Origin of the sequence: Fontibacillus forbon (genome assembly GCF_046559655.1) — a bacterium.
GTDB lineage: Bacteria > Bacillota > Bacilli > Paenibacillales > Paenibacillaceae > Fontibacillus.
The window spans coordinates 1147963-1174427 of the sequence record NZ_JBKGFV010000001.1; the positions used below are offsets into that span (position 1 = coordinate 1147963).

At 39.1% G+C, this 26465-nt stretch carries 23 protein-coding genes and 1 pseudogene; 4 read left to right on the forward strand and 20 right to left on the reverse strand.

Translation table 11 applies throughout. The features are described 5' to 3' along the window. Nucleotides 1-14 precede the first annotated feature (14 nt). Together ACLB09_RS05315 and ACLB09_RS05320 are read right to left on the reverse strand one after the other, a co-directional pair. Nucleotides 15-2000, reverse strand: a complete 1986-nt coding sequence (locus tag ACLB09_RS05315) for a hypothetical protein (RefSeq protein ID WP_410768714.1) — start codon at nucleotides 1998-2000, stop codon at nucleotides 15-17. Further along, nucleotides 1997-2665 carry a TnsA endonuclease N-terminal domain-containing protein gene (locus ACLB09_RS05320; RefSeq protein ID WP_410768715.1) on the reverse strand — a complete coding sequence of 223 codons (669 nt, stop codon included), beginning with the start codon at nucleotides 2663-2665 and terminating at the stop codon, nucleotides 1997-1999. Before ACLB09_RS05320 ends, ACLB09_RS05315 begins: the two co-directional genes overlap by 4 nt. 152 nt (nucleotides 2666-2817) lie before the next feature. Here ACLB09_RS05320 and ACLB09_RS05325 point away from each other — a divergent pair, with 152 nt between their 5' ends. Beyond that, a complete protein-coding gene (locus tag ACLB09_RS05325) occupies nucleotides 2818-3030 on the forward strand; it encodes a helix-turn-helix domain-containing protein (protein WP_410768716.1) in 213 nt (70 codons plus the stop codon). A gap of 59 nt (nucleotides 3031-3089) precedes the next feature. Here the strand turns inward: ACLB09_RS05325 and ACLB09_RS05330 are convergent, their stop codons facing one another. Next, nucleotides 3090-3413, reverse strand: a complete 324-nt coding sequence (locus tag ACLB09_RS05330) for a hypothetical protein (protein WP_410768717.1) — start codon at nucleotides 3411-3413, stop codon at nucleotides 3090-3092. Nucleotides 3414-3573: 160 nt separating this feature from the next. On the opposite strand from ACLB09_RS05330, the gene ACLB09_RS05335 reads away from it, so the two are divergent. Beyond that, the gene (locus ACLB09_RS05335; protein ID WP_410768718.1) at nucleotides 3574-3900 is read left to right on the forward strand and encodes a helix-turn-helix domain-containing protein; all 327 of its coding nucleotides are present in this window, start codon (nucleotides 3574-3576) and stop codon (nucleotides 3898-3900) included. A gap of 331 nt (nucleotides 3901-4231) precedes the next feature. Here the strand turns inward: ACLB09_RS05335 and ACLB09_RS05340 are convergent. The 12 genes and pseudogenes from ACLB09_RS05340 to ACLB09_RS05395 all read right to left on the reverse strand — a co-directional run bounded on the left by ACLB09_RS05340 (nucleotide 4232) and on the right by ACLB09_RS05395 (nucleotide 18655). Continuing rightward, a pseudogene (locus tag ACLB09_RS05340) lies at nucleotides 4232-4718 on the reverse strand (arsinothricin resistance N-acetyltransferase ArsN1 family A). Nucleotides 4719-4835: 117 nt separating this feature from the next. Next, nucleotides 4836-5504 carry a hypothetical protein gene (locus ACLB09_RS05345; RefSeq protein WP_410768719.1) on the reverse strand — a complete coding sequence of 223 codons (669 nt, stop codon included), beginning with the start codon at nucleotides 5502-5504 and terminating at the stop codon, nucleotides 4836-4838. A 188-nt stretch (nucleotides 5505-5692) separates the two neighbouring features. After that, nucleotides 5693-6163 carry a DUF6042 family protein gene (locus ACLB09_RS05350; RefSeq protein ID WP_410768720.1) on the reverse strand — a complete coding sequence of 157 codons (471 nt, stop codon included), beginning with the start codon at nucleotides 6161-6163 and terminating at the stop codon, nucleotides 5693-5695. Nucleotides 6164-6882: 719 nt separating this feature from the next. Further along, nucleotides 6883-7938, reverse strand: a complete 1056-nt coding sequence (locus tag ACLB09_RS05355; protein ID WP_410768721.1) for a helix-turn-helix domain-containing protein — start codon at nucleotides 7936-7938, stop codon at nucleotides 6883-6885. Between the two features lie 654 nt (nucleotides 7939-8592). Beyond that, on the reverse strand, nucleotides 8593-9093 hold the full coding sequence (locus tag ACLB09_RS05360) for an MPN domain-containing protein (RefSeq protein ID WP_410768722.1): 501 nt from the start codon (nucleotides 9091-9093) through the stop codon (nucleotides 8593-8595). Continuing rightward, nucleotides 9093-10916, reverse strand: coding sequence for a ThiF family adenylyltransferase (locus ACLB09_RS05365; protein ID WP_410768723.1), 1824 nt, complete (start codon nucleotides 10914-10916; stop codon nucleotides 9093-9095). Before ACLB09_RS05365 ends, ACLB09_RS05360 begins: the two co-directional genes overlap by 1 nt. Then, entirely contained in the window at nucleotides 10913-12037 is a 1125-nt protein-coding gene (locus ACLB09_RS05370) for an SMODS domain-containing nucleotidyltransferase (protein WP_410768724.1), read from the reverse strand. The genes ACLB09_RS05365 and ACLB09_RS05370 overlap by 4 nt, the downstream gene beginning before the upstream one ends. 18 nt (nucleotides 12038-12055) lie before the next feature. Next, a complete protein-coding gene (locus tag ACLB09_RS05375) occupies nucleotides 12056-13570 on the reverse strand; it encodes an SAVED domain-containing protein (RefSeq protein ID WP_410768725.1) in 1515 nt (504 codons plus the stop codon). A 1018-nt stretch (nucleotides 13571-14588) separates the two neighbouring features. Further along, nucleotides 14589-15536, reverse strand: a complete 948-nt coding sequence (locus ACLB09_RS05380) for a restriction endonuclease (protein ID WP_410768726.1) — start codon at nucleotides 15534-15536, stop codon at nucleotides 14589-14591. A 35-nt stretch (nucleotides 15537-15571) separates the two neighbouring features. After that, nucleotides 15572-16726, reverse strand: coding sequence for an ATP-binding protein (locus ACLB09_RS05385; protein ID WP_410768727.1), 1155 nt, complete (start codon nucleotides 16724-16726; stop codon nucleotides 15572-15574). Nucleotides 16727-17124: 398 nt separating this feature from the next. Then, on the reverse strand, nucleotides 17125-17625 hold the full coding sequence (locus tag ACLB09_RS05390) for a hypothetical protein (RefSeq protein WP_410768728.1): 501 nt from the start codon (nucleotides 17623-17625) through the stop codon (nucleotides 17125-17127). Nucleotides 17626-18187: 562 nt separating this feature from the next. Then, nucleotides 18188-18655 carry a hypothetical protein gene (locus tag ACLB09_RS05395; protein ID WP_410768729.1) on the reverse strand — a complete coding sequence of 156 codons (468 nt, stop codon included), beginning with the start codon at nucleotides 18653-18655 and terminating at the stop codon, nucleotides 18188-18190. Nucleotides 18656-18896: 241 nt separating this feature from the next. Here ACLB09_RS05395 and ACLB09_RS05400 point away from each other — a divergent pair, with 241 nt between their 5' ends. Continuing rightward, complete coding sequence (locus tag ACLB09_RS05400) at nucleotides 18897-19361, forward strand: hypothetical protein (protein WP_410768730.1); 465 nt, start codon at nucleotides 18897-18899, stop codon at nucleotides 19359-19361. Nucleotides 19362-19952: 591 nt separating this feature from the next. On the opposite strand, the gene ACLB09_RS05405 is transcribed toward ACLB09_RS05400, so the two are convergent. Beyond that, nucleotides 19953-20294, reverse strand: coding sequence for a winged helix-turn-helix transcriptional regulator (locus ACLB09_RS05405; protein ID WP_410768731.1), 342 nt, complete (start codon nucleotides 20292-20294; stop codon nucleotides 19953-19955). A 133-nt stretch (nucleotides 20295-20427) separates the two neighbouring features. On the opposite strand from ACLB09_RS05405, the gene ACLB09_RS05410 reads away from it, so the two are divergent. Further along, on the forward strand, nucleotides 20428-21378 hold the full coding sequence (locus ACLB09_RS05410; RefSeq protein ID WP_410768732.1) for an NADP-dependent oxidoreductase: 951 nt from the start codon (nucleotides 20428-20430) through the stop codon (nucleotides 21376-21378). Nucleotides 21379-21795: 417 nt separating this feature from the next. Here ACLB09_RS05410 and ACLB09_RS05415 read toward each other — a convergent pair whose 3' ends face one another. The 4 genes from ACLB09_RS05415 to ACLB09_RS05430 all read right to left on the reverse strand — a co-directional run bounded on the left by ACLB09_RS05415 (nucleotide 21796) and on the right by ACLB09_RS05430 (nucleotide 26249). Beyond that, nucleotides 21796-22632 (reverse strand): class I SAM-dependent methyltransferase, encoded by an 837-nt coding sequence (locus tag ACLB09_RS05415; protein ID WP_410768733.1) that lies wholly within the window; start codon nucleotides 22630-22632, stop codon nucleotides 21796-21798. A gap of 532 nt (nucleotides 22633-23164) precedes the next feature. Continuing rightward, nucleotides 23165-24046 carry an NmrA family NAD(P)-binding protein gene (locus ACLB09_RS05420; RefSeq protein ID WP_410768734.1) on the reverse strand — a complete coding sequence of 294 codons (882 nt, stop codon included), beginning with the start codon at nucleotides 24044-24046 and terminating at the stop codon, nucleotides 23165-23167. 84 nt (nucleotides 24047-24130) lie between these two features. Beyond that, nucleotides 24131-25549, reverse strand: coding sequence for an MFS transporter (locus ACLB09_RS05425; protein WP_410768735.1), 1419 nt, complete (start codon nucleotides 25547-25549; stop codon nucleotides 24131-24133). Nucleotides 25550-25664: 115 nt separating this feature from the next. Next, a complete protein-coding gene (locus ACLB09_RS05430) occupies nucleotides 25665-26249 on the reverse strand; it encodes a TetR/AcrR family transcriptional regulator (protein ID WP_410768736.1) in 585 nt (194 codons plus the stop codon). Nucleotides 26250-26465 lie beyond the last annotated feature (216 nt).

The window sequence follows — 26465 nt, forward strand, 5'->3', positions numbered from 1 at the left end:
AACAATCCCCTTACTTAAAGTTTCGTTTTATACAACTTCATCAAATCTTTATACTCTTCAAACTCCTTATCAATTTGCTCTTTTTTCGCAAGTTCTCTAGCTCTATCTAGAGCAGAATTTTGCTTTTCAGCTTCCTCTAATGCGATCGTCTGACCCTCGGGTTCATTAACAGTTTTTCGCTTTTGTTTGGTTGATTCTCTTACTTGTGTAACTTTATTTGCGGCTCCTCTCTTTCCGTTAGCCGCATTCATCATGAGATACTCAGTATAGATAAATACGGGATCATCCCAAGTGGTAAGGTAAACTAATCGCCGGCGAACTAATGAATTTATTGCTTTTCGAGTTTGTAATGTATGAGGAGTTATAGACCATTTGCCCGCTGCAGTCAGATAATCAAATTCGCTCCCGTCAGATAAAAATGCTCTAATCGTTCGCAGATCATCAACGTTCACATGAATAACAAGCTCTTTATTGATTAAATGAGCTGAATGGGCAAGTTTTTCACTTCTATACTCGACACCTTCAAACTGAATATATGGCTTCTTTCCTGATTTTAGAGAGCCCCGGATAGTTCTTGACAGTGTAGTCTGCATAAATAACACCTCTCTTCGTTTTTCTTCCTCTAAAAGTCTGGGTAGCAATCCAACGCCCATACGTTTACCCAGCAGTTCAAGAGGTGTTTGGTGATAAATTCCTCCATGCGGTTTTCCGTTGTAATCAGAAATAAGCACGTCAATGAGTTCCTTTAGATGTTCAAATGTCATTTTATATTTCAACGCATTCTTCTCCGGCTTTGTTCTTCTTGGGTCATCAGGATTGCTTCCTGTAGTGTTAGGAAGTCTGTGAAACCCTGTTTCTTCTAATGTCTCGAAAAAACGTTCGATAATTCCCCTTCTCATGGGTAAAGCAACTGGGCCCAGATTCATTGCGCACCCAATTAAATGAGTGAGTCGATCTTGTACCAGGTTGGCCAAGTGAGATTTAGCGTTGTCGAAGCAAATCACATCCCAGACAGCCCAGGCGGTTGCATCTGGATAAATCTCGGAAGGGAACCCACCGGTTTCGTTATACCTTAGACCATCAATAGTGATGCTAACTTTTTTATGAGGAATTACAGCGTTCCTAAAGCAATGCATAACATCTGCAGCACTATATTCTTTGCTTAGACTGACTGCGTATCCCAAAACACATCTAGTGGCCACATCAATCAATGTCAGAACCCAAAATCGATCAAGCACAACAGGAACCAAATCACCTTCTGGTGTCATAATTTCTATAATAAAAAATCCGTCAATACGATGAGCATCGAATTGTACTTTTTGATATGGATGTAGTGTTGAAGGGTGATTTTGTTCCCCTTCCCCTGTATGTTTAGCTTTAGTTATAGTATCTTGGCCATAACGAGTTTTGCCTTTTCCAAAATAAATGCAACTCAATTTATTCAAATATCTTTGTAGTGCTTTATAACCCAGATGATCCGTATTAAAGGGATACTGGCTTAAGGGAATACCTAAGTTTCTGCATTGTTCTATAAACTTTTTATGTATGTCTTTAGGCTTCATAGCGGGTTCCAGTGATCGACGGTGATTTCCCAGATAAAGATCCTTAATTAAATCTGGAAGTACAGGATAAGTTTCCAGTAGAAGATTAAACTCTCCTGTTTTTCTACTTGCATTTTTCTTTCCATTTTTTATTATAAGCTGATAGTTTTTTACCTTTTTTTGTGGAATCAACGCTCTAAATCCCCAAACAACTCCATTATCAGATATCGACATGCAGCGTCGAACGATTCTGCGAAGATTCTTAGGATGAATACCTGTCAGTTCATGAATTTCCTTTACTTTAGTACCTTTGAAATACATATTAACAGCATTTTTTCGGGCAATATAAATATTCCTATCCTCTTCAGCTAAAAGCAACTCATCAACGATTGGCCACAACTCAGGATTTATTTGTTCAGGAAGTAAATCTGCCGCTTCATATATCCTTATTCGGCTCAATCTTTCCACACCTCCATATCCATATTCCAAATTGTTGACTCTAAGTCAGCTTTAATTTCTCCTTTGTAATAAAGCCTGTAACATGCAAGAAATACATCATAAGTATTAAAACTGCCAAGTTGGTTACAAAGATCCCTCATGCTAGTTTTTTTACTACTAATGCATAAAGAAATGTCTTGCAGAGATAAGGAAGCCATAGAATTTGAAATGCTCGTTAAAACCTTAATGCGATTTTCAATGGCATAGGGCCCTGTGCGGATGTCTTTTTCCGTCCTCACTTCATGTAACTTTCCTTTAAGCCGGCACCATTCTTTCTGTGCTTCAATTTGTCGCATGGTTTGATCATACTTCCGACTACTTGAGAGTAGGTCCTTCTCATATTTCACTTCAATAAAATATTCATTACCATCCTCTTTAAGCACGCACATATCAAATATCGTTCTACGCTGTTTCCCCTCCAGAACATATGTGATCTCTAAAGGCTGCTCGCAATAAGTAATCACAGTTGGATCTGTCTCCACTGTCACCCAATGATCGTATTCTAAATCACTGTACAGAATCACATTACGATTAACTTTTGGTCCCCTCATCTTCCAATAGTTGTTTCCGTATTTTTTATTTCTGGGCATCACTATAGGTGTATAGGGTAACATCCTTTTGTTCATCGAACGTTTCATTCCTAAACATAGATTATTTATACTCTGTATTTCCTAATTGTTTATGTTTTAATCATTATGTAAATGTTGAACGATTAAGTTCTAGATCTCTTGTATTCTGGAAATACTAGACTTTGTAGATTCAGAGAGGAGAAATAAAGATGAGCAAAACAATATGCTATAAAGAAATAGGTGATTTAATACGGGTTAACAGAGAAAATCGAGGCTTAACCCAAGAAGCTTTATCACTGATCGTTCAACTTTCCAGACCTACAATTGCAAACATTGAAGTTGGTCGTCAACCTGTTCGGATTCATTATCTCTATCGAATTGCCGATGCTCTCCAGATTTCTATACATGATTTATTACCGTGAAAGAGTATACGATACATCGTTGGTACTTCCCAGTATCAATTATTTTTACTTGTAACAGCTTAATTATTGTGTTCTCGCATTGAAAAGAATTTTGTTTTTAAATTATTTATACCTTCATAATACGCCTGTAACGTTGCTTCATCTGGAAGTAATCCCTTTATTTCAACACTAGTTGCTACCTCCATTTCTTTTTGATTAAACAATACAAGGTACTCGAGATTTGATTCGATGTACCCAACTGGACATTCCCATTCCCCATAATTAGCGGCATGTTCAAACCACTGGTGCTTAATCATTTGAGCATTGGTATAAATATTCCCTTTGAACACCAGGCCGTCGGCTGTTACTCTAGCTACACCCACTTTAATTTCATCAATATTCATGTACTACTACACTCCTTTTAAATTTGGTGATTTATAGTAGTAGTATAATCATTCATAAATAATTTAATACGTATATATATCAAATAGTAACTATGATACTTTTAAGTGTATGTTTTTAACATTATTCTTTGTCTACACTTTCAATAAGAGGTGTGGATAAATGTCTTCCATTTTGAAATTAGTTGGAGCAAGAATACGAGATATACGAAAACAAAAAGGTTGGTCACAAGAATTACTTGGTGAGAAAGCTGGTTTACATTTCTCATATATTGGTGGCCTAGAACGTGGAGAAAAAAATATAACCTTAATAAATTTACAAAAAGTTGCTGCAGCTCTTGAAGTCCAAATATATGATTTTTTCTCTTACAGTAAAGGACTCAAAAAGATTGATCAGGACCCGATCATCCAAGAGACGCTAGACATACTATTGAAAATTGATCGATCTGATTTAAAGAAAGTAAAGACAATACTAAAGGAATTTTTATAAAAGAACACGGGACCTTTAAGAGGGTCCCGTGTTTACTTTTTTATTAGATTTGATTTTTTTGGTTAAATCAGTTGTAGTTATTCCTGTCTTTGCTAAACAATAAGTCAAGGATCTTATCATCTGCTTTGTGATTCTTACCCTTGTACGGATAACGAACTTCCAGGAAGCTGAGGCTCAAGCTAAGAAAATTCGCCCTATCCTCTCAATCAAACCAATTCAGATGGAAGCATTAGAAAGAATTTATGTTAATCATTAGGTATGAAAAAAAGCACCCTGCATAAGGTGCTTTCTTTCATACCTTAACCATTATCAAATTGATATTTCCAACTTGTTAAAGAACTTTTTCCATAATTATTACATCTATATATTTATTGTCCATTATCCCTTGTCTTTCAAATACTCCAACTACCCAGTTTGTTATACAATCCTTGTCCTAGCGTATTTATAGGAAAAGTAAATAAAATAATCTTATGAAATGATTCATTTACAGCTACTTCTTCTAAGCTTCGCAGTAATAAGCTGCCAATTCCTTTATTTCGAAATTTCCGATCTATATAAATTGAGTGATCGGCAACACCTTTATATGCACACCGATGTGAATATGGATTTAATGAAGCCCAACCAACAATTTGATCTTCGCTCTCGGCGATAAGAACTTTATACCTCTCTTGGTGACAGTTGAACCAGTTTTCCATGTAATCCATGTCTTTTGGCTCAACTTCTAACGTTGCGATACGATCTTCAATCCCCTGATTATAGATGCGTAGAATATGAGGTAAAGAATTTCCATCTGCCTCTCTTACTGTTACATTTGCCAAACATACTCCTCCTATAATCGGTTCATTAAGTGCAAGCAGCCATTTGATTATTCCAAAAATGATTAGGCAATACTATTGAACAGAAAGGAAAATGTTGTAAAATAAATTCATTGAGACTTATTCTGATCTTGCCTTTATAGGTTTCATTAGGTTCTTTAGTTCTTCTCGAGTAGCCCCGAGTGATTGATTGATCCAAGTGATCGTGCCATACTTAGTTTCATGGTTTAGATCGCACTCAAAGCCAAACTTACTGTAAAATTGCTCCGATCGGTTGATGTGATCCCAGTCGACACTCGAAATCCAACCAGTGATAAACCGGATATGCATCTGGTCGACAAGCTTCAAAATGGCATTCATTGTGATTGATCCGTAGCCGCGACTAACTCTGTCACCTTCAATTCGTATGTCCGCAATCTCCATACGCTTGGTTTCAGGGTAGATAACCAGGAAAGCGTTCGAGTCAGGTGCCTTAACCCCCTTCGGAGTAATGATCCTTATACGCAAGTGAATATTCCTATCATCTATATCATCTTGGTACACCAAACGATAGATTATTATAGTTTCACCATGTCGGTTCTGGTCTACATGGATTACCTTATGTCCTTCATTCTCAATATTATCGGTCTGCCATTGAATTTCGTAATTAATATCATCCTTTTGTTTTAATGGGATTGGCTTATATTCACTTTTTAGCACTGGGAACGGTTCGCTGTCTCCAAATAACTCCTTCAATATATCAGTAAGCTGCTTTGAGCTTTTTTCATCAAACGGTTTATACTTTTCCATTTAATCACTCTTTTCTAAAAATATTTCACTAACCCTATGTATAGTAAAATTCCCTACTCGTTACTCGAACCCCTTCTTCATTTCGACTAGATTCAACACATATTGCAGTCGTAAAATATTTTTAAAAGCCTCGTCTTAGAAGACGAGGCTTTATGTCAAGTACGCGTAGCTTTACCGATTTACATTTTCTATTTGTCAAAATAATCTACTGGATTTGGAAATGGATTTATTGCTAAATCGAAGTATTCAACATTATCTTCAACGATTTCCATTAATATATTAAATTCCAAAAATAAAGCTAGAGCTTCTTCTATGTTACTCGGATAAGAGTATCCATTCATCTCTAACCGTTCTTTTACTGAAAATTCACGCTGATATGATACTAAAAAATCTTCCCCCTCTTCTTCTGTTTCAAAACTATCTTTCAAAACTAATGTATTGAAATCTTCTTTATCCATATACTGATCAAGTTTCTCGAGAACCTCGGATTTCGTGAGTCCCATACTTATTAAATGAGCTAACGTAGTGATTAATTTTGCGTCATAAACTGGAAGAACCCCCATCCAACCATTATCAAATAATCCAGTTGGTACAGGTGTAAAGTCTTTATCGATACCTTTATGTTTTATTAAACTTCTTACCGTAACCTTTTCTTTCATTTTAAATCCTCCTTTATGCAAATATAGTTAATAATATTAAATACCTACCTATAAGAATCTAATTGATAATAATAAACAAAAAAGTCTGCAAGCAGAACTCGCAGACCAATCTGACCGATGCTTTCGGATTTGTTAACAAATATACCCATTATTCTTACCGGTGTCAAGAGACTATATTCTCTTCCTCGAGGTTAGAAAATTAAATTTATCATTAATTTATCTCTACTTTAACAAATCGGGGATGAGACTAAGTTCGCGCTGCAGGGTCGTTTGCACTGATCAGACTTATTCCGGAGAAGCTCAGAATGCTTGAGTTACTAATTAGCGATTACTCCCCCTCTTCTGTTGCGGTGTTTCGAGTTCGCCCTGTGCTGCTCCACAACCTAAATTAATTATGTAATTTCCATACAGGGTCCCTGGCTACTTGTATTGGTGTACAATTATCTACTTGGCGAATACAAGTTCTTGTTTATTTCATCTAACGATATAAGTTCTTGTCTTCCGGCAGTTTTATTTATTATGGATCCACACCAGCGCCGATCGTAGTCCGGATTCGCCTCATACGGCACACTTCGCTCATCAGTACATAAGTAAGCCGCTCATTCAGCCTTTGAAGAGCGAAATGGGGATGCCCCAAGGCTGCCGTGGCACAGAACGGCCTTCGAAGATTTGGTGCGTGCTGACCAGCTACGGACCCTAATGCTGCAGTTTCTGGAATATCATTCGGTAGATACATCTTTAATGTCCATATACCTAGTTAATTCTTTAGTATCGCTGATATCCAAAAAGTTCATAAGTCGAAGTAGATTATGGCTGTCAGGTGTGGTTTCTCCAGATTCCCATTTTTGATAAGTGCGAATCGATGTACCGATTGCTGTGGCAACTTCTTTCTGAGTGTACCCTTCACGATCGCGAATATATTTGAGTTCAATATTATCAAATTCCATAAGCTGCGGGCCTATGTGCAAAGGAGTCCATAGCTCCTCAACATCTTCAGGTTCCTCCCATAGATTCAATCCCCAAATAGCTGTCTTTGGACCAGCCTCTATGAAAATCTTGCCCTTAAAACGTTTGTTTACTTCAGCCCATACTCGCATTGGATTTTTTATTTTGAGCCCGATCCACCTAAGTATTGGTTTCCCATCGTCATCACATGGGAATGTACCAGAGACTTCGAACACCTGGCCCTTCCGACTGATATATTCGTATGTGTAACTTTCTTGCAGATAATAAATTATCGGTGGAAGTCCGACACTTTCAAGTATATTGTTATAGGATACAATAAACTTCTTCGGCATTTTCTCTGCACCTGGGAAAGACTCTGTCAGATCCAAGTAGTGCGACCATTTAAAAACAAACTCAGTCTGGCTTCCCATGCCTGTTTGTTGATGAGGATAGTTAAATATTTGTTTCATTGTGAGTTGATGGTGATAGTGCATCTTCTCTATAACGCTGTATAGAAGGTCCGTATTTTCCGCAACATTCTTGGCTAACCTTGGCGTACTATATATACCCATGATGTATTCATTAAGATCACCTATATTTTCAAGGCTGATTATTTCCGGTTTGTAAAAATAGAAAGGGATGCGCGTAAGAAAAACTTCTTTGGGCACTGACGGAGCGCTGAAATATAGTCGGTTATCACTTTCACCAAGGTATGGAAATATTTCTTCTCCGATGGTTTCGTGTCTATCCATATAAGACAAGAGTTTTTCGACTTTCTTTGGATCACTAATATAATTTCGTATATGACTCTCTGCAGTAATGATTGACATTTCTCCACCTCCACTATTCATGATTCAATTGTAACATGAAGAATTTGGGTATTATAGACGTCTCATTATTCGTTAAATTAAGGGCGAAATACGTACGATCTTGATTTTTCTTTGTATCCGTCAATATATAGGGGTTAAACACGTCAATTGTTTCGCCAATCTTCATATTTTTCGGTTGAGGGGATTCTTTGGGCGGATCTGAATTTTATTAAGATAGTGATCTTGACTGCTCTCTCTCCAATTTGAGAAGCATTACAAAAAGTCGAATACTAAGGTTATTATGATCCACTTTACTTACCTGGTACTTCGAACAGTATTCGATCAAGACCTCCAGAACATAGTCCTTGATATAAAACTGTCTGATCTTGTCTCTCACTTCGTTGGTGCCTAAAGTGTCGATATTTCATCTGAATGTATATTTTCCTGCGTGATTTTACCACCGAAATATGATTTAATAACTATCTAATCGGCAATGAGACCATGTTCTTGTCCATCATCAGCAAAGGACCAAGTTTTTGTCTCGAGCAAAGGACAACAAGAACTTGATCCCTTAAAATAGAAAAACCACGCGCAGCGTGGTTTCTTAAAAGACTATGTTCTTGTCATGTGACAAATAAGAACACACTGTTCTCAAAAACCATTCAATCAGACTGGTTACATTCTTATAGATGAATATTCTCTAAGTTCGATTTGAGTCTTACCTTTAATAAAAACAATGATGGACACTGAGTATTGACCTTTAGGATCTCCCCCAATAATTAGCAAAATAGGTTCAGGACAATTCATTGACCTATTAGAAGATATAGAAATCATTTGTTTGGAATCAATGGTACTCATCTTGCTCGAGGAAAAAGGATGAAAGTGCCATTCTCCCAGATAAAATGCCTTCTCGGCTTTCCATAACGAATCGAGCCAGTCCTTTAAACCTTCTACGCCTCTATAAAATCGAGTTCTTGTGAATTTGGAGTCTTTGGGTGCAGCACTGCTCCTTACAATAACGGCTTTTTTTAATGCGTCATCATAATATCCAGCCAGAATACCCCCAGTTTCTAAATCCCCACTTGAACTGCAATGAGCCAACATAAACGCTAAAATGTCGTCACAGAACTCAACCTCAAGATCGCTCTCAATATCTTTGTATCTATGAACAAGCATTAAAACACCTCGCGATGCTTTAGTATAACACCTGCCGGCATGCCATCTATTTGCTGTTGTTCATAGATAGCGAATATGTTGGGACCGAGCGGATTGAGCCACCATGGTTCCATCTCTTTTATTGCTAATCCAGCCATAACCCAAATATCATCGGAACGAGCCGGGAACAAGGGATGATAACATCCGATTCCATCTCTAGGTAAGATAATGTCCTTGTTTTCATCTTGTTCTAACTCAATCCATGGTTTGACAAGATCATAGAAAGTTTGGCGAGGAAACGGGTGTTTGTTCGATAGGAAAATAAACATCCTCTTAGCTCCAAACCCAAGGGATACAGAAACAAATCTTTTCGGTAGTGTCCAGTCGAAAGAGTACAAGTGATCGATAACTGTATCGCTACCTGTAGTATCGATAAGTATGTCATATCCCTCTACTATATCCACCTCATCCTCAGACAAATTCGGAAAGGACTTATTTATAGCTGAGGACCAGACGTGTACACTGTTATGATTTATTCGGTTCGATAAAGCCTCTGCCTTATTCATAGATAGATGGTTTATGCCAAGTGTATGCCGAGAAAGGTTGCCGACTTTTAGAATATCCTCATCACAGACCAAGATTTTTGATATACCGGTTCGGCTTAGTAATTCTCCAATAGCTGAACCGAGTGCACCAGCACCGATTAAAATGGCTCCATCCCTCTGGACTCTCTCATCTAAACTACCGCGGCTCAGAATCGCTTCCTTACTCCAGTTCTCTGCACGGATATATTTTAATTCTCGTTCTGGCTTTAACTGAGTCAAGCGATCACGGTGAAAATAGTAATCTTTTGCTCGTCTAAATCCTTTAGTCTTTTTCACTTTTTTTGTTAACCTGGCGACTTCAAAACTGATCCAGTGGACGACTGCGTTTTGTCCCCCAATGTGTTCAGGGATTTGAAATCCAATTAGCAAAAAATTTCGGTTCTGGTTCTCTAATCTGAAAATATTCATATGTTCATAAATTTCATTCCAGAGATCAAAATGGTGTTCTTTGCAGAGTCTTTCCAACTCTCTGATGGTTCTTGGATAGAACCAGGGCTTTACTATAGGTTGAAACGGAAGCAACACCCATACACCAAGGAATAACTTATTAGAATCAGCTCCGATAAGTTTTCCCCAATCATATGTATGGATCACCTCTGACTTCCTACCAAAGAAATTCGACACAAATAAAGTGTCAGGATATTCATTTACCTCCTTAAGAGATACATGTCCTGATCTTATTTTGGTTTGGTTCCATATTTTAAGATGCTTTTGTTCTTCAGCAAAAACCACTGAAAACTTCGGTTCGAAGTGAGAATGAGGCAATTCGAAACGGTCTCCTGGCATGGCTAAAGATTCATTTGAAGCAGCAAGCAGCCACTGTTTCAGTCGCTGCACATGCCAATAAATGCGCTGTTCTGCATCCATGAGTTCATCACTGTCAGACAGTAATTCCAGTTGACTGGTATCCCAATCAGTGCAAATCCTTCCTAACCTCCAAGGGAGGTGATCACGTTCAATATTTTCATTCATATGTTGATAGGTCAGGGTTATACTATTTATTCTATCGGGAAATATGCTTATAGATCCCCTTGGATAAAGGGGATCTATAAGCAAATACCACTGCGTTGTTCTGGGTATTGATGAATTTATATCTAGCCCCGGTACCTTTAAGCTAAAATGAAGAACCCAACTCTTAAGCCTCTCAAACCAGTACACCTCTTCTAGCTGCTGGTACCCCTCCAATACTTCTAGGTGAACACATCCAGTATTTATACGTTCAGGGGTTGATTTAATCATCCGAAACGTCCACCTACAATATTAGGAGTCGTAGGATTTTCTCTTTTTGAAAATCCTACACTTGCCCTGTTATCCGTGTCGGTTGTTGCCTCTGATGTAGGGAATTTAGAACCGAAGAGTTTATTCCATTCTTCTGCACTTTCTTTTACTGTGGTCGCATCTGTAGCCTTCCTCGAAATTATAGCTGCTTCTTGGATAAGCTTATAGAACTCATCGTATTCTTCATCAGTAACCCTTCCCATAACGTCATGCTCAGGTACACCATGGTCTGCCATAAAAGGCTTTGTTGGGTAATCGTTAACAATAGCCTCTAAAACTTCAGTTACCCCTTGGCCGACACTACTGATATCATCAGGGCAACATAAGCCGATCAAATGTTCAAAAGGATAACCCTTTGGATATTTCGGCACATCATTCAATCTTCTCCACCACTTTAAAGCCTTAACTACGTTGACATAATGACGATTGCATGATTTGTTTTTTTCTTGTGTCCATTTAATTTGAGCTAAAGGGTCGGTTTGTTTCCATTCTTTAGCCTCTCGATCAGGTATCCAGAGAGGAACCGACTTCCATTCAGGTTCATTTTCGTTGGAATAGGTCTTCCATACAAAGTTTGAATCCAACGTTTCATCAAGGACTGCCCATGATTTCTTTAAGGTCCATGTTTCAATCTCTTCCAGTGCACGAGTATCAGTGACACTAATTGACTCCAGAATTCCTTCTTCACTTTCTGAAGGCGCTGCCGTTATGACGACATCTAGGTCAACATAACTTAAAGAGATTCCTATTGAACGACCTTGAATCTTGTATTTGCCAGCATAGTACTTCTCCATAAACGGTACAAAAACTTGAAGAGCATCCTCAGGATTGCTGTATTCCTCCATACTCAATTTTGTTACTACAATGACATCGACATCGGAGCGGCTTTCTCCTTTTGGTCGAACAGCGGTAGATCTTCGATAACTTCCCTGAAGAAACGTACTTACAATTATCTTCGACATTTCTTCGTCTTCTTCTAATCTTTTCCTTAAAGTAGTGTGACCTTTAATCAGATCATTCACTTGATTACTTGTTAGCCGAATTTCTTTAAGGAATCTTGCAAAGTAAGTTGGAATATTCATATTAAGACCTCCATTTTATTAGTTTGGGAGAAAAAAAGACGGGATATATGTTCCATCGCCAGAAATATTATGTTCATATAGAACAATCTCTGGAATATTTGCAGCTTGTTGAGCAAGGAAGAAAACAAAGCCATTAGGCCCCGAAATAAAAAAGTGAACTTTACCTTTCCTTTGATTAGGATTTCGTTTATCTAAAGCTTTGATTACTTGCTCAGCTAGTTTCCAGGCATGCGTACCATCCTTGACAGCTTTAAATCCTTCTGATGGCATACGGAAATGATAAAAGGTTTTCACGGAGAGTTGGCTATTCTCAATGTGCCACTCAACATGAGGTTTTACATCACGAGTTACACTAATGGCAACAACCGTATCTCCTTCAGTTGAAGTACCATCTGAAACCTCTTCGATGAAAGTTAAATAACCTTGGTCCTGGTATTGTACATCGGGAATCCATGCAATTAAACCGTCTCCGCGCTGTACAGGAAATGCTCTTACTCCTGATTTAGGATTTAGGGTTAATCCTAAAGCAAATGTTATGGAGAGGTGTGCGTTGAGCTGAAGTAAGTAGGCATTACCTGGTAAAAAGACTTCCTTTGAGAACTCTCTTAACTTCTGTGCAATATCGTCGTTCCAGGTTTTTTCTGGTTTAATAAGTCTTCCATCGAAGTGGTCACAAAGACATAGTAAGTGGCTAGTCTCTTCCTCCAAATTTTCTGCATGGGAAAAGAAACTACGAATGCCAACAGGAATCTCGTCTATAATTAGTTGCAGGCCCGTATATAGTCCCTCTCTTCGGCACAAATTCAAGAGAGTTTCCCTATTGAAACGCTTACTTCCTTTGCTCGCACAATTAACGATTAAGTCGTTATAAGGATTAACGAGCACTTTAAAATCAATGGGTTTAAGCCCTGCAAGCATTAATTTCGAATTAAGCATATCTCTAATTAGCATAGAAATACCGGGTTTACTATGCTGAATGCGGATACTTCTTAAGATTTTCCGCAGATCTTCTTCATCATTTAAACCAAGGTATTTCATCATGGATTTTCGAGCCAGTGCTACTTTAGTTCCTTTTTTTTCGTCAAAAAAATCATTCAAATTTAATTTATTGTGATGATTATCCAATAACTTTTCTAAAAGATCGCCTTTTTTTATGTTCCAGGGTGTTATTAAATGAAAACGAGCGTTGGTGTACCCTTGCGTTAAAGCATCGCGTACACGATCTAAGAACGAGTGTGTAGAGGCATTAATGAAAGAAGGATTAATGAGGTCTAACAATTCAATTTGTTGTGTATTCTTGACATGATATTTGACCTGATAAAAGTCCATGGTGATTTCGTCTGCAACATCATAATCACCTGTTATGGGTTCGAAATACTCTACTACAACATCATCAAGAGATTTAATTCGATCATCTTCGTAGGATACTTCTTTAATATTGGTATTATTATGTAGTAACTCGGATGCAAAAAACCAAAAATATAGATTTTGATACGTCATACCGGCATTAATTGCATCAATGGCTTTCCCCATTTATCACAGTCCTATTATTTGTATTAAGAACCTATGTTCTCTAAATATTATCTCACATTAATCAGTCATATTCAATTGTTGTATCTTACAACTTCTAACAATCTCCCTAGTTTAATCAATTGAAAAGTGGTTACATAACTAGCTTCCTAAGCTTATGGTCTCCTGCCATATTATATTTACCTCTCTGGAGCGGTAATCGACCTCAAATACCCTGTCTAAGAGCTCTGTAATGACCTCCGCCGGAGTAATAACGCATAAGTGTAATTCCAGATCCAAATCCCTTCTGAGCAAGACCATTACGTTGTTCAGGATTGGCTTGTGATAAGTGGCAGTAAAATCGATTCCGTATACATGCATAACGAGTTGCTTGCCGATGACATCAAATTTGGCTTTCATCCGAGGGAGGTTAGCATTGGCCAACTACCCAAATAGATTAACGAGGCTCCTATTTCTGTCAGCAGCTTCGTCTATATCTCGCACTAAGCGGTTTGATTAAAATGAACTGTGTAACAGCTCATATCCATCACACTCTTCAGCAAAAAGAACGTCGAAGTCCGCCGGCCATTGCCTTGTTTTTTTATTTTATATCCCTTCATACCCGCATTGTGAACCCCATACTCTTCATATATCTCTCTAAATGTCCATAAGACGCACCGATTGGATTACTTGCCTCTAACGGTACTGACTGTTGAAGATTGACCATCTTTGTGTTGCAGAGAGATTCAGATTTAGCCAATTGTTTCCTATTCTTTCAAGCCAATAACCATTGCCTGTTCGTAAGAGCCGTTGCACTATCATTGAAGCTAAAGTTGCAGAGACTGCGGTCATTCGGCGCGACGGACGTTGCATTAATCCGGAAACCAATCGGAGCGCCCGACTTTCCGAAGTTTGAATTAAAACATGTAGGGTAAGTTTAAATGGATATCAAATCGGCAATAGTACCAAGTTCTAGAGAAAGGGACAAGAGCATGTATCCCACTCTTCGTTTGTTGCTTCTAGAAGTATACGAGTCCTTCAATTATCTACCATACCCTTGTTTAAAGTTATCAATATAAGGGGCATAGAAGTCCTTATCATGAGGATCGAAACTATCATCATTATGACCACGAACAAAATATGCTTTTACATCCCACGATAGTGAAATCCCCCCTCCTTCCTCCAATTCAATCATGTAAGGTAACAAGCTATCTCTAAAGGTATTCTCAATCTCTTTCGTTAAACTTGATAATTCAAATGGGTTATCAGGTGCATCAGTTTTATCTGCTAGAAAATCAACGTATGCTAAGTAATTTGTGTATTTGTCATCATAATAAATTGCCCTTAACTGCAAATCTATTCCTTTGATGCCGAGATCCAATTCGGTGAAAACATCTTGTACATAATCATAGATTTTTGTAATAAACCGCACGGTACTAAAATGAACGCTTAATCTAGAAGATAGATATAAAAATGCCTTCTTATAGTGAGCAGTCCAGAATGAAGGATAATATGTATTATGAATCTTCCAGCCTACCATTTTAGAACTTTTCGGGAAAAACTGGTCGATTAAAGAAAAGTTACAAGGTTTTAAGAGCCTATCTTCTAGCTTAACTTCATCCCAGTAGTCAATAACTAGATTACTATTTGTCTGTAATTCTCTATAAGTAGTAACAAGTCCAGTTGTCAATGCAGTTGTACAAACCAGTAAGTAACCCCCAGCCTTTGCACTCATACAATCAGTTACTAAGGAGTTTGACTCTTCTCTTCCAATGCTCTTTCCCGAATGTGCATTATGTTTACATTGAACCAACCAAGTCCGTTCAAACTTACTTAAGGGTCCCTGCACTTTTTCAACAACCAATAAATCTCGACCACCATCGGGACCTTTCCCAGTCCAATGAGTCTCATACCCCTCACGGACAAAAATCTCTCTGACTAACCGTTCTAGGTCGGTACCATCTTGGGATAATTCAGTAAAATTTAGCAAAAATAAAACCCTCCTTCTATTCCGCAATCATTCCATCATTCTGATTCTCGAAAACTTCCAAGCATTTGATTCAGCACTTTTCCAGTTTTTAATCGGATCAAGACTTGCTCCTGCTCTCGTTGGGTATTTGACTCGATCCAAGACCACTCACCGTCTAGGGCTTCCAATCTTTTCAAGAAATCATCCTGATGTTGATGGACATATTTAAGAAACGCGTCCTTCTCCAGCAAGTCCTCAAACAATAAAACGACTTCGAAGAACCTCCGTCGGGCATACCCCTCTTCGTGATTATCTTCGTCGAATAAGAACTCGTTTAAATTATAGTGCGGACTATCCTTTGTGAAATATTTCAATGCATAATCAGGGTGAATTTTGTATTCACCAAACGAGAGATAAGCCCATTCGGGTATGGTTGTCGTATACCTGCCACCATCCAGTATCGCTACTTGTCTTCCATATAACTGCGTTCCAAAATATTTGATATTCAACATTTGAAACATAGTTGATGAATTGGTCATCGCATAAGAATAGAACTGCGGTGGGATTTCCCGTCCATCAGCATGATATTCCATAGTGATTGTAAATTCTGGATTAAAGATATTATAGTAAATATCCTCATCGCGGTTCCATTCATCCTTGTTTTTAAGACGCCTGATGATCTGCTCGAAGGGAGAGCGCGTCAATAAGAAGCGCTTCTTCCAGAGATACTCTATATTGTTGATGTCCGCACTTTTATCTATATCGGTGTTGGTATCGCCAACGCGGGTGTAGATGTGATTGGCGCGAACCTTTCTGCCGTTGTCAGAGAAGTCCTCGGTCAAAAAATAAGGTGTGTCGGTGCTGTTCTTAATAAGCAAGACATCGACCTCGTGTCCAGCCAGCATTAATGTCCGCATTTCTACTCGCGGTCGGATTCCGGAAACAAACTTCTTGGGCTTCAGGAAGTCGATCATCTGTTGCTGATTTCTGCGGTTTTCGTCATTCTCAACTCCGACCACATCAAAGGTTCCATCAGCAATACCGAAGATGATGTAGGCATCCCTGTCAACACGGTTGTTTGCCATGCAGATAATATCGTGGAGCAGGTTGGCTTTATTGGAATGATACTGCTGCTTAAAGTCCCAGTAATCATCTTCTCTCTTGGACAGGATTATTGCTTTTATTTCATCTTCAAAATCTATCCCCCGCAAAACGATCACCCTTTTGTAGTTGAATTATCCTTCGTATTAATGTCTTGAAAATTCAATGAATCCGTAAAGCTGCTTGTCATGATTCGAGTATGGCTATATGTTCTTGTCCATTTCGGCTAAGCGTACATGTTCTTGTCCTCCGACTAATAATATGCCATCCATCATCTGGCGCAGAGTTCTATCATTCCGAGGATCATTTTTGTTTAGTTCTACTTCATACTTTACCTCGCGATATATTTCGACCCATCATAATGTCTAATCCACATATCAAATACACATATCAAATACACTCGTGTGCAGAACACCGTCTATCTTTCTGATTCATTCTATTGCTTTTAGAATCATCTCCCATTGAATTCTCACGTTCCTTCACTTAAATATTATTAATCATCCCTATCTCATGGTATTGTGACCACCCAAAGCCTATGTGTATCCCTCAGTGTCTCTTTCTCGTTGCGGTATATCGTCCTAAAATAGTTTAGACGAAGATGACCTTCTATCAAATGATATGGTTTACCCATGTTTGGATGTGAGTTGTTCTGGTATACAATAATAGGCACATTCCATGTCCTATGCTCAAGCATATATTTCTGCAACCATGTTTTATCATGCCGTTCATAAATCTGATACCCCAAGGAATCAATCATATCAGAGTAATATGACTTGATGTTATTGAAAATATCTTCTTTTGACCATAGCTCATCGTTAAAGACCATCTTTCCAAACCCTAGGAACGAATAATCGTTAATTTGAGAATAGTGTCTATAAATCCAACTCTCCAACGCACACTCAGGAAAATTCGGCAGTTTCGATGCAACACGTAACTTATACGCATCGAATGGCTCTTTATCGAATCCTTCACCAAGAGGTCTAAGCCGTTCAATCAAATCTTTACTCATGATATTGCACCATTATCGTTCATATTTTTGATGACTTTCTTATAGAATAGGTCAAGCATAATCGAAGTATGATCACCCGTCACAGTCCGCGAAGAAACATCTCACCGCCGATTCTCACGCTATTGCCCGTTATATCCTCGATTTTTCCGCTTCCGACAAGCTCATCTACGATAAAAACAACGATTGTCGACTGTTCCATTTGCGCAGTATAAAGGTGTATGTCAGCGGTCGCATAAAACGTGATTTTCGCGTCATTTCGACAGCTCCTTTTATATGTTTCCAACTATACCTAAATTTTACCATATTTGCGGGGAGTTGTTTTCTTGTAGTATGCCTTTAGGAAAAGAAAATAAGATAATCTTATGAAATGATTCATTTACAGCTACTAGGTACTCATCCATCGTAACTATTGAGCTCTTGTTACCTCTACTTTAACAAATCGGCAATGAGACTAAGTTCTTGTCCATTATCGGCAAAGGGATCAAGTTCTTGTCTCGAGCAAAGGACAAGAACTTGATCCCTTAAATTAGAAAAACCGCGCGGGCCGCGGTTTCTTAAAGGACTATGTTCTTGTCCTTCGACATTTGTTTGAGATACGGATTTCCGGCGCACATGTCTCATCCCTTTGAGATTTCTCTATCAGTTGGATCTCCTTAAGCTCGTTTTTAGCTCTATTTTTTGCGATCTTCATCTTCTTCGCTTCAAGGAGTAAGCCTAACTGTTCAAATCGTTTTTCACTCTCGTCCGCCCAATTAAAGAAGGCGGTTATTTCCTCTTTAAACTCCGGTCGTGGAACCTTTGCTCCACATCCGACGCAAGCCATTTTAGTCGGGCACACCGAGTCAATGGTACATATGCCGCCTACAACTTTTGACATGGTTCCTACCTTTTCACTGTAATCTTCATAAAGCTCTTTAAGCTCTTCCGGTCCCCTAAGAATACCCTTTTGAATATCGACATATGAAATCCAGTTTTCGTGGAGCGAGTTTATGGATTCGGAAACCTGTTGAGCTATGAGTTCAAAACTCACGTTTAATGTTCATATCCAGCATGATTACTCCCCCATTAAGCTATTTTTTAATTAATCCTTATCTGGATACCCCTTTTAATCAACCCGCAGCTTGTACCTGATTCCACCAAGTTGAACATCATTCTGTTCAATTTCTCAATCTCAGCAAGGGGTCAGCTTTCGACAATCACTTTTCCAATGAATATTGACTATTTATTCTGACCATGATTTTAAAGAAAGTAGTCAAAGGGAGTTGTAGCTAATGTTTCACAACATTATTTGGGGATTTATTTTACCTTGGTTCATGGTTAGCCCACTAACTTTGAAGCAGCCGAAACTATTTATCGTTATTAGCCCGATTTCTGCGTTAATATCGATATACATTAATACTGTTGGCTATTATTTTGATTACTGGCACTTCAAGCCCATAATTAAAGAGTATGAAGCTCTCTCGGCAATGCCTTTAGATGTGGGTTTATACGCCATATTAGGAACGATATTTATTTATTCCATTGTAAAAAAGCCTTTTGGAATTCACCCCATAGTTATTCACTTGCTCTATAGCGTATTAACTACATTAATGGAGTTTGCTACATTAAAATTTGATCTTGTTATATACGACAATGGTTGGAACATAGGATGGACATTTATTTCTTACTATGTTGCTTACCTTTTAGTTTTTACAGCCTGGAGAATTGTGCGAAATCATATTGAATTGTTGGATTAAGTAAACTTGGATCATTCACAGTTTGTGTCTTTACCGCTCAACAATCTACAGTTCACGTGGCCCGTTCCCCTTCTTGATATGACCATCTTTCTCCAATTTTTCAGTAGTTAATGTGTACTCAATTACTGGGCCGCTCCCAAAAGAAAGAGCTTCGACTTCCCGACACGGCACCGGAATTATATTCCTTTAACTTTTCCTGGCTGCCATTCCGTCCCATTACTCTCGGATTTCCTTTGCCTTGACTTTTACCGCGGCAGTTGCTTTGGCTGTAGAACAATCTCCATAGCTACGCTGGTCGTACCGTATTGTTCGGTAAGCAATGCCGCTTTCTCAGGAGCACTTGTCGCCAGTGTCTGACTTGAAGTTGAAGTCTGTCGCACTCGGATCTAAATCAGCCACAATCAGCATATCCATGTGGCGGGCATTTCGGATGAAGTCATAGTAAATGTGAACAGGCTGTCGATGATCCCGAAAGCCTGTTATCATAGCGCTTTCGTTTCCCGTTAGCGCAATGAGAGAGGGGAACGCTCTCTCCATTCTGTTCACGCCGTTGTATACTTCGATTCTATTCATTATAATCCTCAATATCCATCAACTATCTTTATTGTATTCCCTGTATTTTTCTGCCCAATTCGCAAGTGTTTCAATCACAGGTAAAAATTCTCTCCCTATTTCAGTTAGATAGTATTCCACTTTCGGTGGTACTTGCTTATAAACTTCACGATGCACGAGTCCGTATTGTTCAAGCATGCGAAGCTCCTTTGTTAAGTTAGCTTCTGTAATATATGGCACTCTCCTTTTAATTTCTCCAAATCGAAGGGTGCCCTGACCTAGAAAGTAGATAATAACCATTGACCATTTTCCATGAACTATCTTTTGTACATCTGCCACAGGACAGCTCAAATCTACGATTTCATTATCCTTCTCTACCATATTCCCTCCAGTACTATCATATTTGATAGTACCTATCAAAAAATAACGTACTTTTCAAAAAAATATGTATCAAATATATTGTATGTAACAACGAAAAAAATGCAATATAAATAGTAAATAAGGAGAATCTATAATGAGAAAAATCTTATTAAATGAATATGGAACTGTAGATGTTCTTCATGAAATCAATGAGCCCGTCCCAACTCCTGGAAAAGGGGAAATACAGATTAAGCTTGTTGCAACAAGCGTTAATGATCCAGATATTGAAATCAGGCAAAATGGCCCCTTCCCTACTATGCCCAAAGAATTACGACCTATTCTTCCACACATGATTGGTGAGGACTTCTCTGGAATTATTACTGCAGTTGGTGATGGTGTAAGCAAATACCACGTTGGTGACCACGTAATTGGCCTTACATTGAATGGCACTAGTGCCGAGTATCTCACTCTCGACGAAAACAGTTTTCTGACTAAAGTACCATCAGACCTAGACCTTGTCCCTCTTGGTGGCTTATACGTAACAGCTGCCACTGCATGGGCTGCCATTGTCTCAAATGGAAAAGTAGAGCCAGGTCAGAAAGTTCTAATCCATGGTGCTGCCGGAGGGGTTGGTAGTATGGCCGCGCAGCTCGCCAAACATTTCGGGACTTATGTAATTGGAACAGCTGGCTCTTATTCAAAAGAATACTTGATGGAATTAGGTATAGATGAAGTAATCGATTATAGAAGCCAAGATTTTACCAAACTAGTTTCTAATGTGGATTTGGTCGTTAATTTAACTGGCCCTACTACTCTCGAGCAAAGCTATCAAGTAGTAAAGAAAGGGGCAAAACTCACTTCTACAAATGGTGTTCCAGACAAAGATAAAGCCGTCACAATGGGTATTGAGGCGACATATACAATGGGATTGATTTCCCCAGAAGACCTTGCTTCTATCATCCGCTTGTATAGCGAAGGAATACTAAAATTAAAAATTTCTAAAATATACCAATTCATGCTAGATTCGGTTAAACAAGCTCATCTGGATTTTGAAAAAGGCCCTAACCAAGGGAAAAGAATTATTAAATTTGATATAAACGAATGAGGAGAAGCCAAATGAAAATCAACTAATTATCACTAATCTAAGCAAAGAAGTACCTGACGATCCAGTTTAAACGAAATAATTTCTTAGAACATCTATATCATCCAGAATGATCATAAAAGTGGCACCGAGCCGCTGAATTAAACAGCAGTCTATTCCTCATGTAGAACAAGGAGCAAGATCACTATGGATCTTGCTCCTTGTTTGTGTTTTGAAATGTGACAGGGATTCGTGCCATTCAACTTCATCCTGGATGATCACACATGGCCGGCTGCCTTCTTTTGTAAAATGACTCGAATTCAGCAACAGAGTCAAACTGGTTTAATGATACACCTTCTGTTCTGAGGTGATTCTCTAACTTTTCAATAAGCTGCAGAACGGTTAAACGAAACGGTAGAAAATGCTTATTAGTGGCGGGAATTACAACTTTTGCACAACATAGATTATATTCATTCCACAATCAAGAGTGCCCTGTAATTTGGTAAACGCAATTTCTTTTTCGAGAATTAGCTTCCAAAATTCTTTGTCGTTGCGAGCATTTTCTAAAGCAGAATCCCCTGCTTGCGTAAATAAACCAGCGGAGCTTCTCTCTTGAACTCTTACAGGAAACTGAGCAAATAAAGCATCCATTTCGGTGCTTCTCATCATATGGACGTAATGCTTGCTTTCAACTGGATAATGCTCTTCGTCTTGAACACCTGTATCAAAAACCCACCTTGTAGCTTCAAGCCCGAATTGGTCTTTTTCATACCTTATACCTTCAAGATAATAAAGCGAAGCGCCAATGAAACTCATGGACCCAACAATCAATACGCCATCCGATTTTAATACTCTTAGAATTTCTTGTATTCCATCTTTCTCTTTGTCCAAAAGATAATTGATTACACCACCTATACAGACAACGCAATCGAAAGAAGAATCTTCAAAAACACTCATATCAAGAACATCTAAAACATGGTATGCCTCTATTCTGTCAATCAGTGATAGCTCGCGCATTTTGGACTTATTGAACTCTATTTGATGACTAGATATATCTGCAACGGTCAATTCAGCACACATTGCAACAATATCCTTTGTATATCTTCCTGAACCCGCACCAATCTCTAAAACTTTATCGGTTAGTTTAATATAACGCTTCAAAATATCAAGATGTACCTGATATAAAAGTTCGCCATGCCCATCTTTTTCAAGACGTGTCCATTCACGGTCACCATAGTTATCATATCGGCTTCTTGGAATTTCGGGGTTGTAACTCATAAAAGCATCTCCTTCTAATTTTTGGTTTTATAATCGAGGTAATATCACTAATATCGCTTTCACTCATACAACCACCTCCTTAGAAAAAATAAATTTTCTCCGCTTGTAACCCATTATACTAAAACTTGCCCCTACTTTAACCCACAATTTTCCAAAATCTCATTTTCCTCAAGCCACAGTCTCCCCTTGCTTAGGCACGGTCAAAAGCGGAAACCGGATGTAACACTCCGTAGTAATGAACAACGCGGATTCCATAGAAAAGGACAAGAACTTGGTCCCTAAAACAGCAAATCCGTGATGGCGCGGGCTCTTATGGGATTATGTTCTTGCCCTCCACCAACATGTTCCACTTGTGTGCTCACTGCGGTTTGCCTACCCGTTAGCTCACATACATATTTCCTTGATCCTTAAAACAAAAAAGCCGCCGTATAGGCGACTTCTAACAGGAATACCATAGGATCGCCAAATCCAGACCGACAATCCTTCAATTTGGCGACTGCTGTATTCTATCTTTAATATACCTGGATTTTGATTAATCAATCTTAAATGGGGTATCTGCAAGCCTCCAAACACCTGCATTTTTATTTGCGAATTGAAGGAAGGAAACAGGATCTTTCCCACTTACCCTTCGTACTGTATCAGTAACTATTTCTTCCGCGCCTTCCTCACGTATTCTGCGATCCAGATCCGCCATGAAAACAGAGTATTCCATGCTTAGCCCTGCTTCTAACCAACTATTGGTTAGTTGTTCATCTAAAATTGATTTGTGGACGACGCTCCTCCCCGTTACCTCGCTAATAAAGCGGCTGACGTCATCATATGAAAGCGGATCCGGTCCTGTAATAATATGCTCCGTATTATGGGCTTCATCATCGATAAGTGCTCTTAAAGCGACTTCTGCAATGTCTTCAGCTGCCACAAAAGCAATGTTGCCCTGCCCTGCAGCACTGATAATTAAATTTTGTTGAGCTATGGTTATTACGTGTTGACCTTCTGTGAAATTCTGCATGAAATAGGAAGGCCTGAGCACAGCCCATTCTGGGGCTACCTTCTTTATATATTGATGAACTGGTCCAAGTACTGGCCCATCCTCCGGTATGGATGCACTGCTGAGTAGAATAAAACGGTTTATTCCCTGTTCCAACGCTAAATCAATAAAAGGTTTCATGGTATTTATCGGTTCAAAATCCCCTACAGGTGCGACCAGATAAACTCGATCGACATTTTGTAAAGCCGGAAGGAATGTAGAGTTGTCGTACCAGTCGAAATGTACTTCTTTTATCGGGTCTGTTATGTCTTTAGGGTTCCTAAGAGTACTGATATACGAATATCCTAATTGGTCCAGTCTTTTGGAGATTCTCGTTCCTGTTTTTCCTTTTCCGCCTGTAATAAGTATCTTTCGTTGATTCATCATCTAATCTTGTTCTCCTTTTATGAAATAAACTTAAAGCACGAGTAGTAAAGCTGCTTATACTGATCCTCTGCGATTTTAAAAAGATTACACTGAAGCTTGGTCATTCGACTTCCCCTCATTAGACTTAAGTGTAAGAAAGGCTGAGAAAATGCCTATTAGCGTAATGCCAGCCGAGATGAAAAAGGCAGTCTGGATGGCAGAATTCAAATCTGCAGGGTGCATCGATTCCAGCGTCGTGTTAAAGCCTAGACTTGCAGAAATAATGGCCATAATCACCGCCAGTCCAATAGCACCACCGATTTGTTGGCCCGTAGAGATAATTGCGGAAGCTACGCCCTGATCTTTAGGCTCAATCCCTGTTCCGCCTGCAATAAACATCGTCGTAAATACAAGGGCTTGACCCAAACCAACAATAACCGTTCCCGGAATGATTCCCCACGCATTACCAGAAGGCGATATCGGGGTGAGCAGCAGTAAACCCAATGTACCAAGCCCCATCCCGATAGCGATCGTACCGGATACACCTGCAAAAGACAGTACACGGTTTATGTGCCTTGCCCCCAGGAAAGCACTGAGTGTTAAAGGGAGAAAACTTAATCCAGATTCAATCGCAGAATAATGAAGTACCCCTTGCGTGTATAGCGTCAGAAAATAATATAACGAGCCGAAGGAAGCTGAGAACAAAAAGGCAATCAAAGCTCCTCCTGTCAAATTTCGGTTGCGGAACAACTTAAACTGAAGCAGAGGCTCCTTGGAGCGTTGTTCAATCATTACGAAGGCCAGCAGCAGTAAAATACCAAGCAGAGCGAATGGCCATGTGAATATGTTGAACCATCCGTCAACAGGTGCTTGAATCAAATAGTAAACAATCAGCAGCATAGCCGCCGTCACAGAAATTGAGCCAGCAACGTCATAATGCTTCGTTTGGGATTTTATTTTGCTTTCTGCTAGTACGATCGGAGCAAGGATAATTGCCAATAGTGCAATAGGTACATTAACGAGGAAAATCGATTCCCAACCCACGTAACTTGTAAGGATTCCCCCTAGCAGCAGCCCAAGAGACATTCCTACTCCGCCCATTGAAGCCCATACTCCCATTGCGCGGTTTCGCTCAGCACCCTCTGCAAAATTAGACATAATAAGCGATAGCGTGGCTGGTGATAACATCGCTCCCCCAAGCCCCTGGAGGCCTCTAGCCGCAATCAGTATGATTTGAGAATCGGAAAGTCCTCCAAGTAACGAACCTAATCCGAATAACGCCATTGCTACAACAAACATGCGTCGACGCCCAATAAGATCTGAAAGACGCCCCCCGATCAGTAGAAACCCACCAAAAATAAGCGAATATGCACTAACAACCCACTGTAGATTGTTCGCTGAAAATCCCAATTCACTTCCCAGAGAAGGCATGGCAACAAAAATAATCGTATAATCAAGCGCCAACATCAGCTGTGAGATGGCGAGAATGAGTAATGCTAACCCTTTAAAACGCTTGGTATTCACTATTAACAACTCTCCTATTATGGACCGATTAGTCCAATTTGATTAAAAATTTTTGACTAAACATTCTAGAATAGAGAAAAATAATGAAGCGACTCAATGCCGCCTCTAACTTAAATTAATGCTCCAAAACCGCGAGAGTAAATGCAGCAAAATGATTTAGTGTTTGAACATCTGATGTCAACTTGGCAATTTGTGTTAAGGCATACCGTGAATGATACAAATATTGCGCTAGCGAGTGCAAGTCCTTATCCCGATCCACTTCACCGTTACGCTGGGCACGAACTAATGCATCGAAGAAGGCTTGTTCCAATAGCGCTTTATCCTTTTCGAACAACAATGCGATTTCCGGATTGTGTGGTACCTGGTCAATCGCACTGTGCAGAATGAAACATTCCATTCGCCGATCGGCATCTTGAAGCGTTGTAACGATCTCATTGAAAATGACACTAATCGCTTGTTTAACGGACTTCTGCTGTTGCAGATAGTTGACAACCGCGGATGATTTTTCATTCAGGTAATGGTGGACTGCCTTTGTAAACAGCTCTTGTTTGGTGCCAAATGTATCATACAGGCTTTGACGCGCTATCCCCAAACCATCGAGCAATATTTGAAGGGAAGTACCTTCATACCCATAATGCCCGAATATTTGCGTCGCTTTATGTAATGCTTGTGTCGTGTCAAATTCCTTGCTTCTCGCCATGCTTATCCGCCTCCCCATGAAGTTATTAATTGCAGAAGATACTTCATTATCAATTAACCCCCCCTTTTTATTATAGACCAAACAGTCCGGAAAGATCAAAAAAATTTTAATTTTCTACATGTCCTTGCTCTCCTCCTCGATTTTTCTGATTTTGATCATAACATTTATAGACTGATTGGTCAATAAAAGATTTAGCTTCCGGACCAGGTATTTTTA

What these genes read in the sequence shown, in the direction of transcription:
- ACLB09_RS05320 (WP_410768715.1), bottom strand. Translation starts at nt 2,665, where the DNA reads ATGAACAAAAGGATGTTACCCTATACACCTATAGTGATGCCCAGAAAT.
- ACLB09_RS05325 (WP_410768716.1), top strand. Translation starts at nt 2,818, where the DNA reads ATGAGCAAAACAATATGCTATAAAGAAATAGGTGATTTAATACGGGTT.
- ACLB09_RS05330 (WP_410768717.1), bottom strand. Translation starts at nt 3,413, where the DNA reads ATGAATATTGATGAAATTAAAGTGGGTGTAGCTAGAGTAACAGCCGAC.
- ACLB09_RS05335 (WP_410768718.1), top strand. Translation starts at nt 3,574, where the DNA reads ATGTCTTCCATTTTGAAATTAGTTGGAGCAAGAATACGAGATATACGA.
- ACLB09_RS05345 (WP_410768719.1), bottom strand. Translation starts at nt 5,504, where the DNA reads ATGGAAAAGTATAAACCGTTTGATGAAAAAAGCTCAAAGCAGCTTACT.
- ACLB09_RS05350 (WP_410768720.1), bottom strand. Translation starts at nt 6,163, where the DNA reads ATGAAAGAAAAGGTTACGGTAAGAAGTTTAATAAAACATAAAGGTATC.
- ACLB09_RS05355 (WP_410768721.1), bottom strand. Translation starts at nt 7,938, where the DNA reads ATGTCAATCATTACTGCAGAGAGTCATATACGAAATTATATTAGTGAT.
- ACLB09_RS05360 (WP_410768722.1), bottom strand. Translation starts at nt 9,093, where the DNA reads ATGCTTGTTCATAGATACAAAGATATTGAGAGCGATCTTGAGGTTGAG.
- ACLB09_RS05365 (WP_410768723.1), bottom strand. Translation starts at nt 10,916, where the DNA reads ATGATTAAATCAACCCCTGAACGTATAAATACTGGATGTGTTCACCTA.
- ACLB09_RS05370 (WP_410768724.1), bottom strand. Translation starts at nt 12,037, where the DNA reads ATGAATATTCCAACTTACTTTGCAAGATTCCTTAAAGAAATTCGGCTA.
- ACLB09_RS05375 (WP_410768725.1), bottom strand. Translation starts at nt 13,570, where the DNA reads ATGGGGAAAGCCATTGATGCAATTAATGCCGGTATGACGTATCAAAAT.
- ACLB09_RS05390 (WP_410768728.1), bottom strand. Translation starts at nt 17,625, where the DNA reads ATGAGTAAAGATTTGATTGAACGGCTTAGACCTCTTGGTGAAGGATTC.
- ACLB09_RS05400 (WP_410768730.1), top strand. Translation starts at nt 18,897, where the DNA reads ATGTTTCACAACATTATTTGGGGATTTATTTTACCTTGGTTCATGGTT.
- ACLB09_RS05405 (WP_410768731.1), bottom strand. Translation starts at nt 20,294, where the DNA reads ATGGTAGAGAAGGATAATGAAATCGTAGATTTGAGCTGTCCTGTGGCA.
- ACLB09_RS05410 (WP_410768732.1), top strand. Translation starts at nt 20,428, where the DNA reads ATGAGAAAAATCTTATTAAATGAATATGGAACTGTAGATGTTCTTCAT.
- ACLB09_RS05415 (WP_410768733.1), bottom strand. Translation starts at nt 22,632, where the DNA reads ATGAGTTACAACCCCGAAATTCCAAGAAGCCGATATGATAACTATGGT.
- ACLB09_RS05420 (WP_410768734.1), bottom strand. Translation starts at nt 24,046, where the DNA reads ATGATGAATCAACGAAAGATACTTATTACAGGCGGAAAAGGAAAAACA.
- ACLB09_RS05430 (WP_410768736.1), bottom strand. Translation starts at nt 26,249, where the DNA reads ATGGCGAGAAGCAAGGAATTTGACACGACACAAGCATTACATAAAGCG.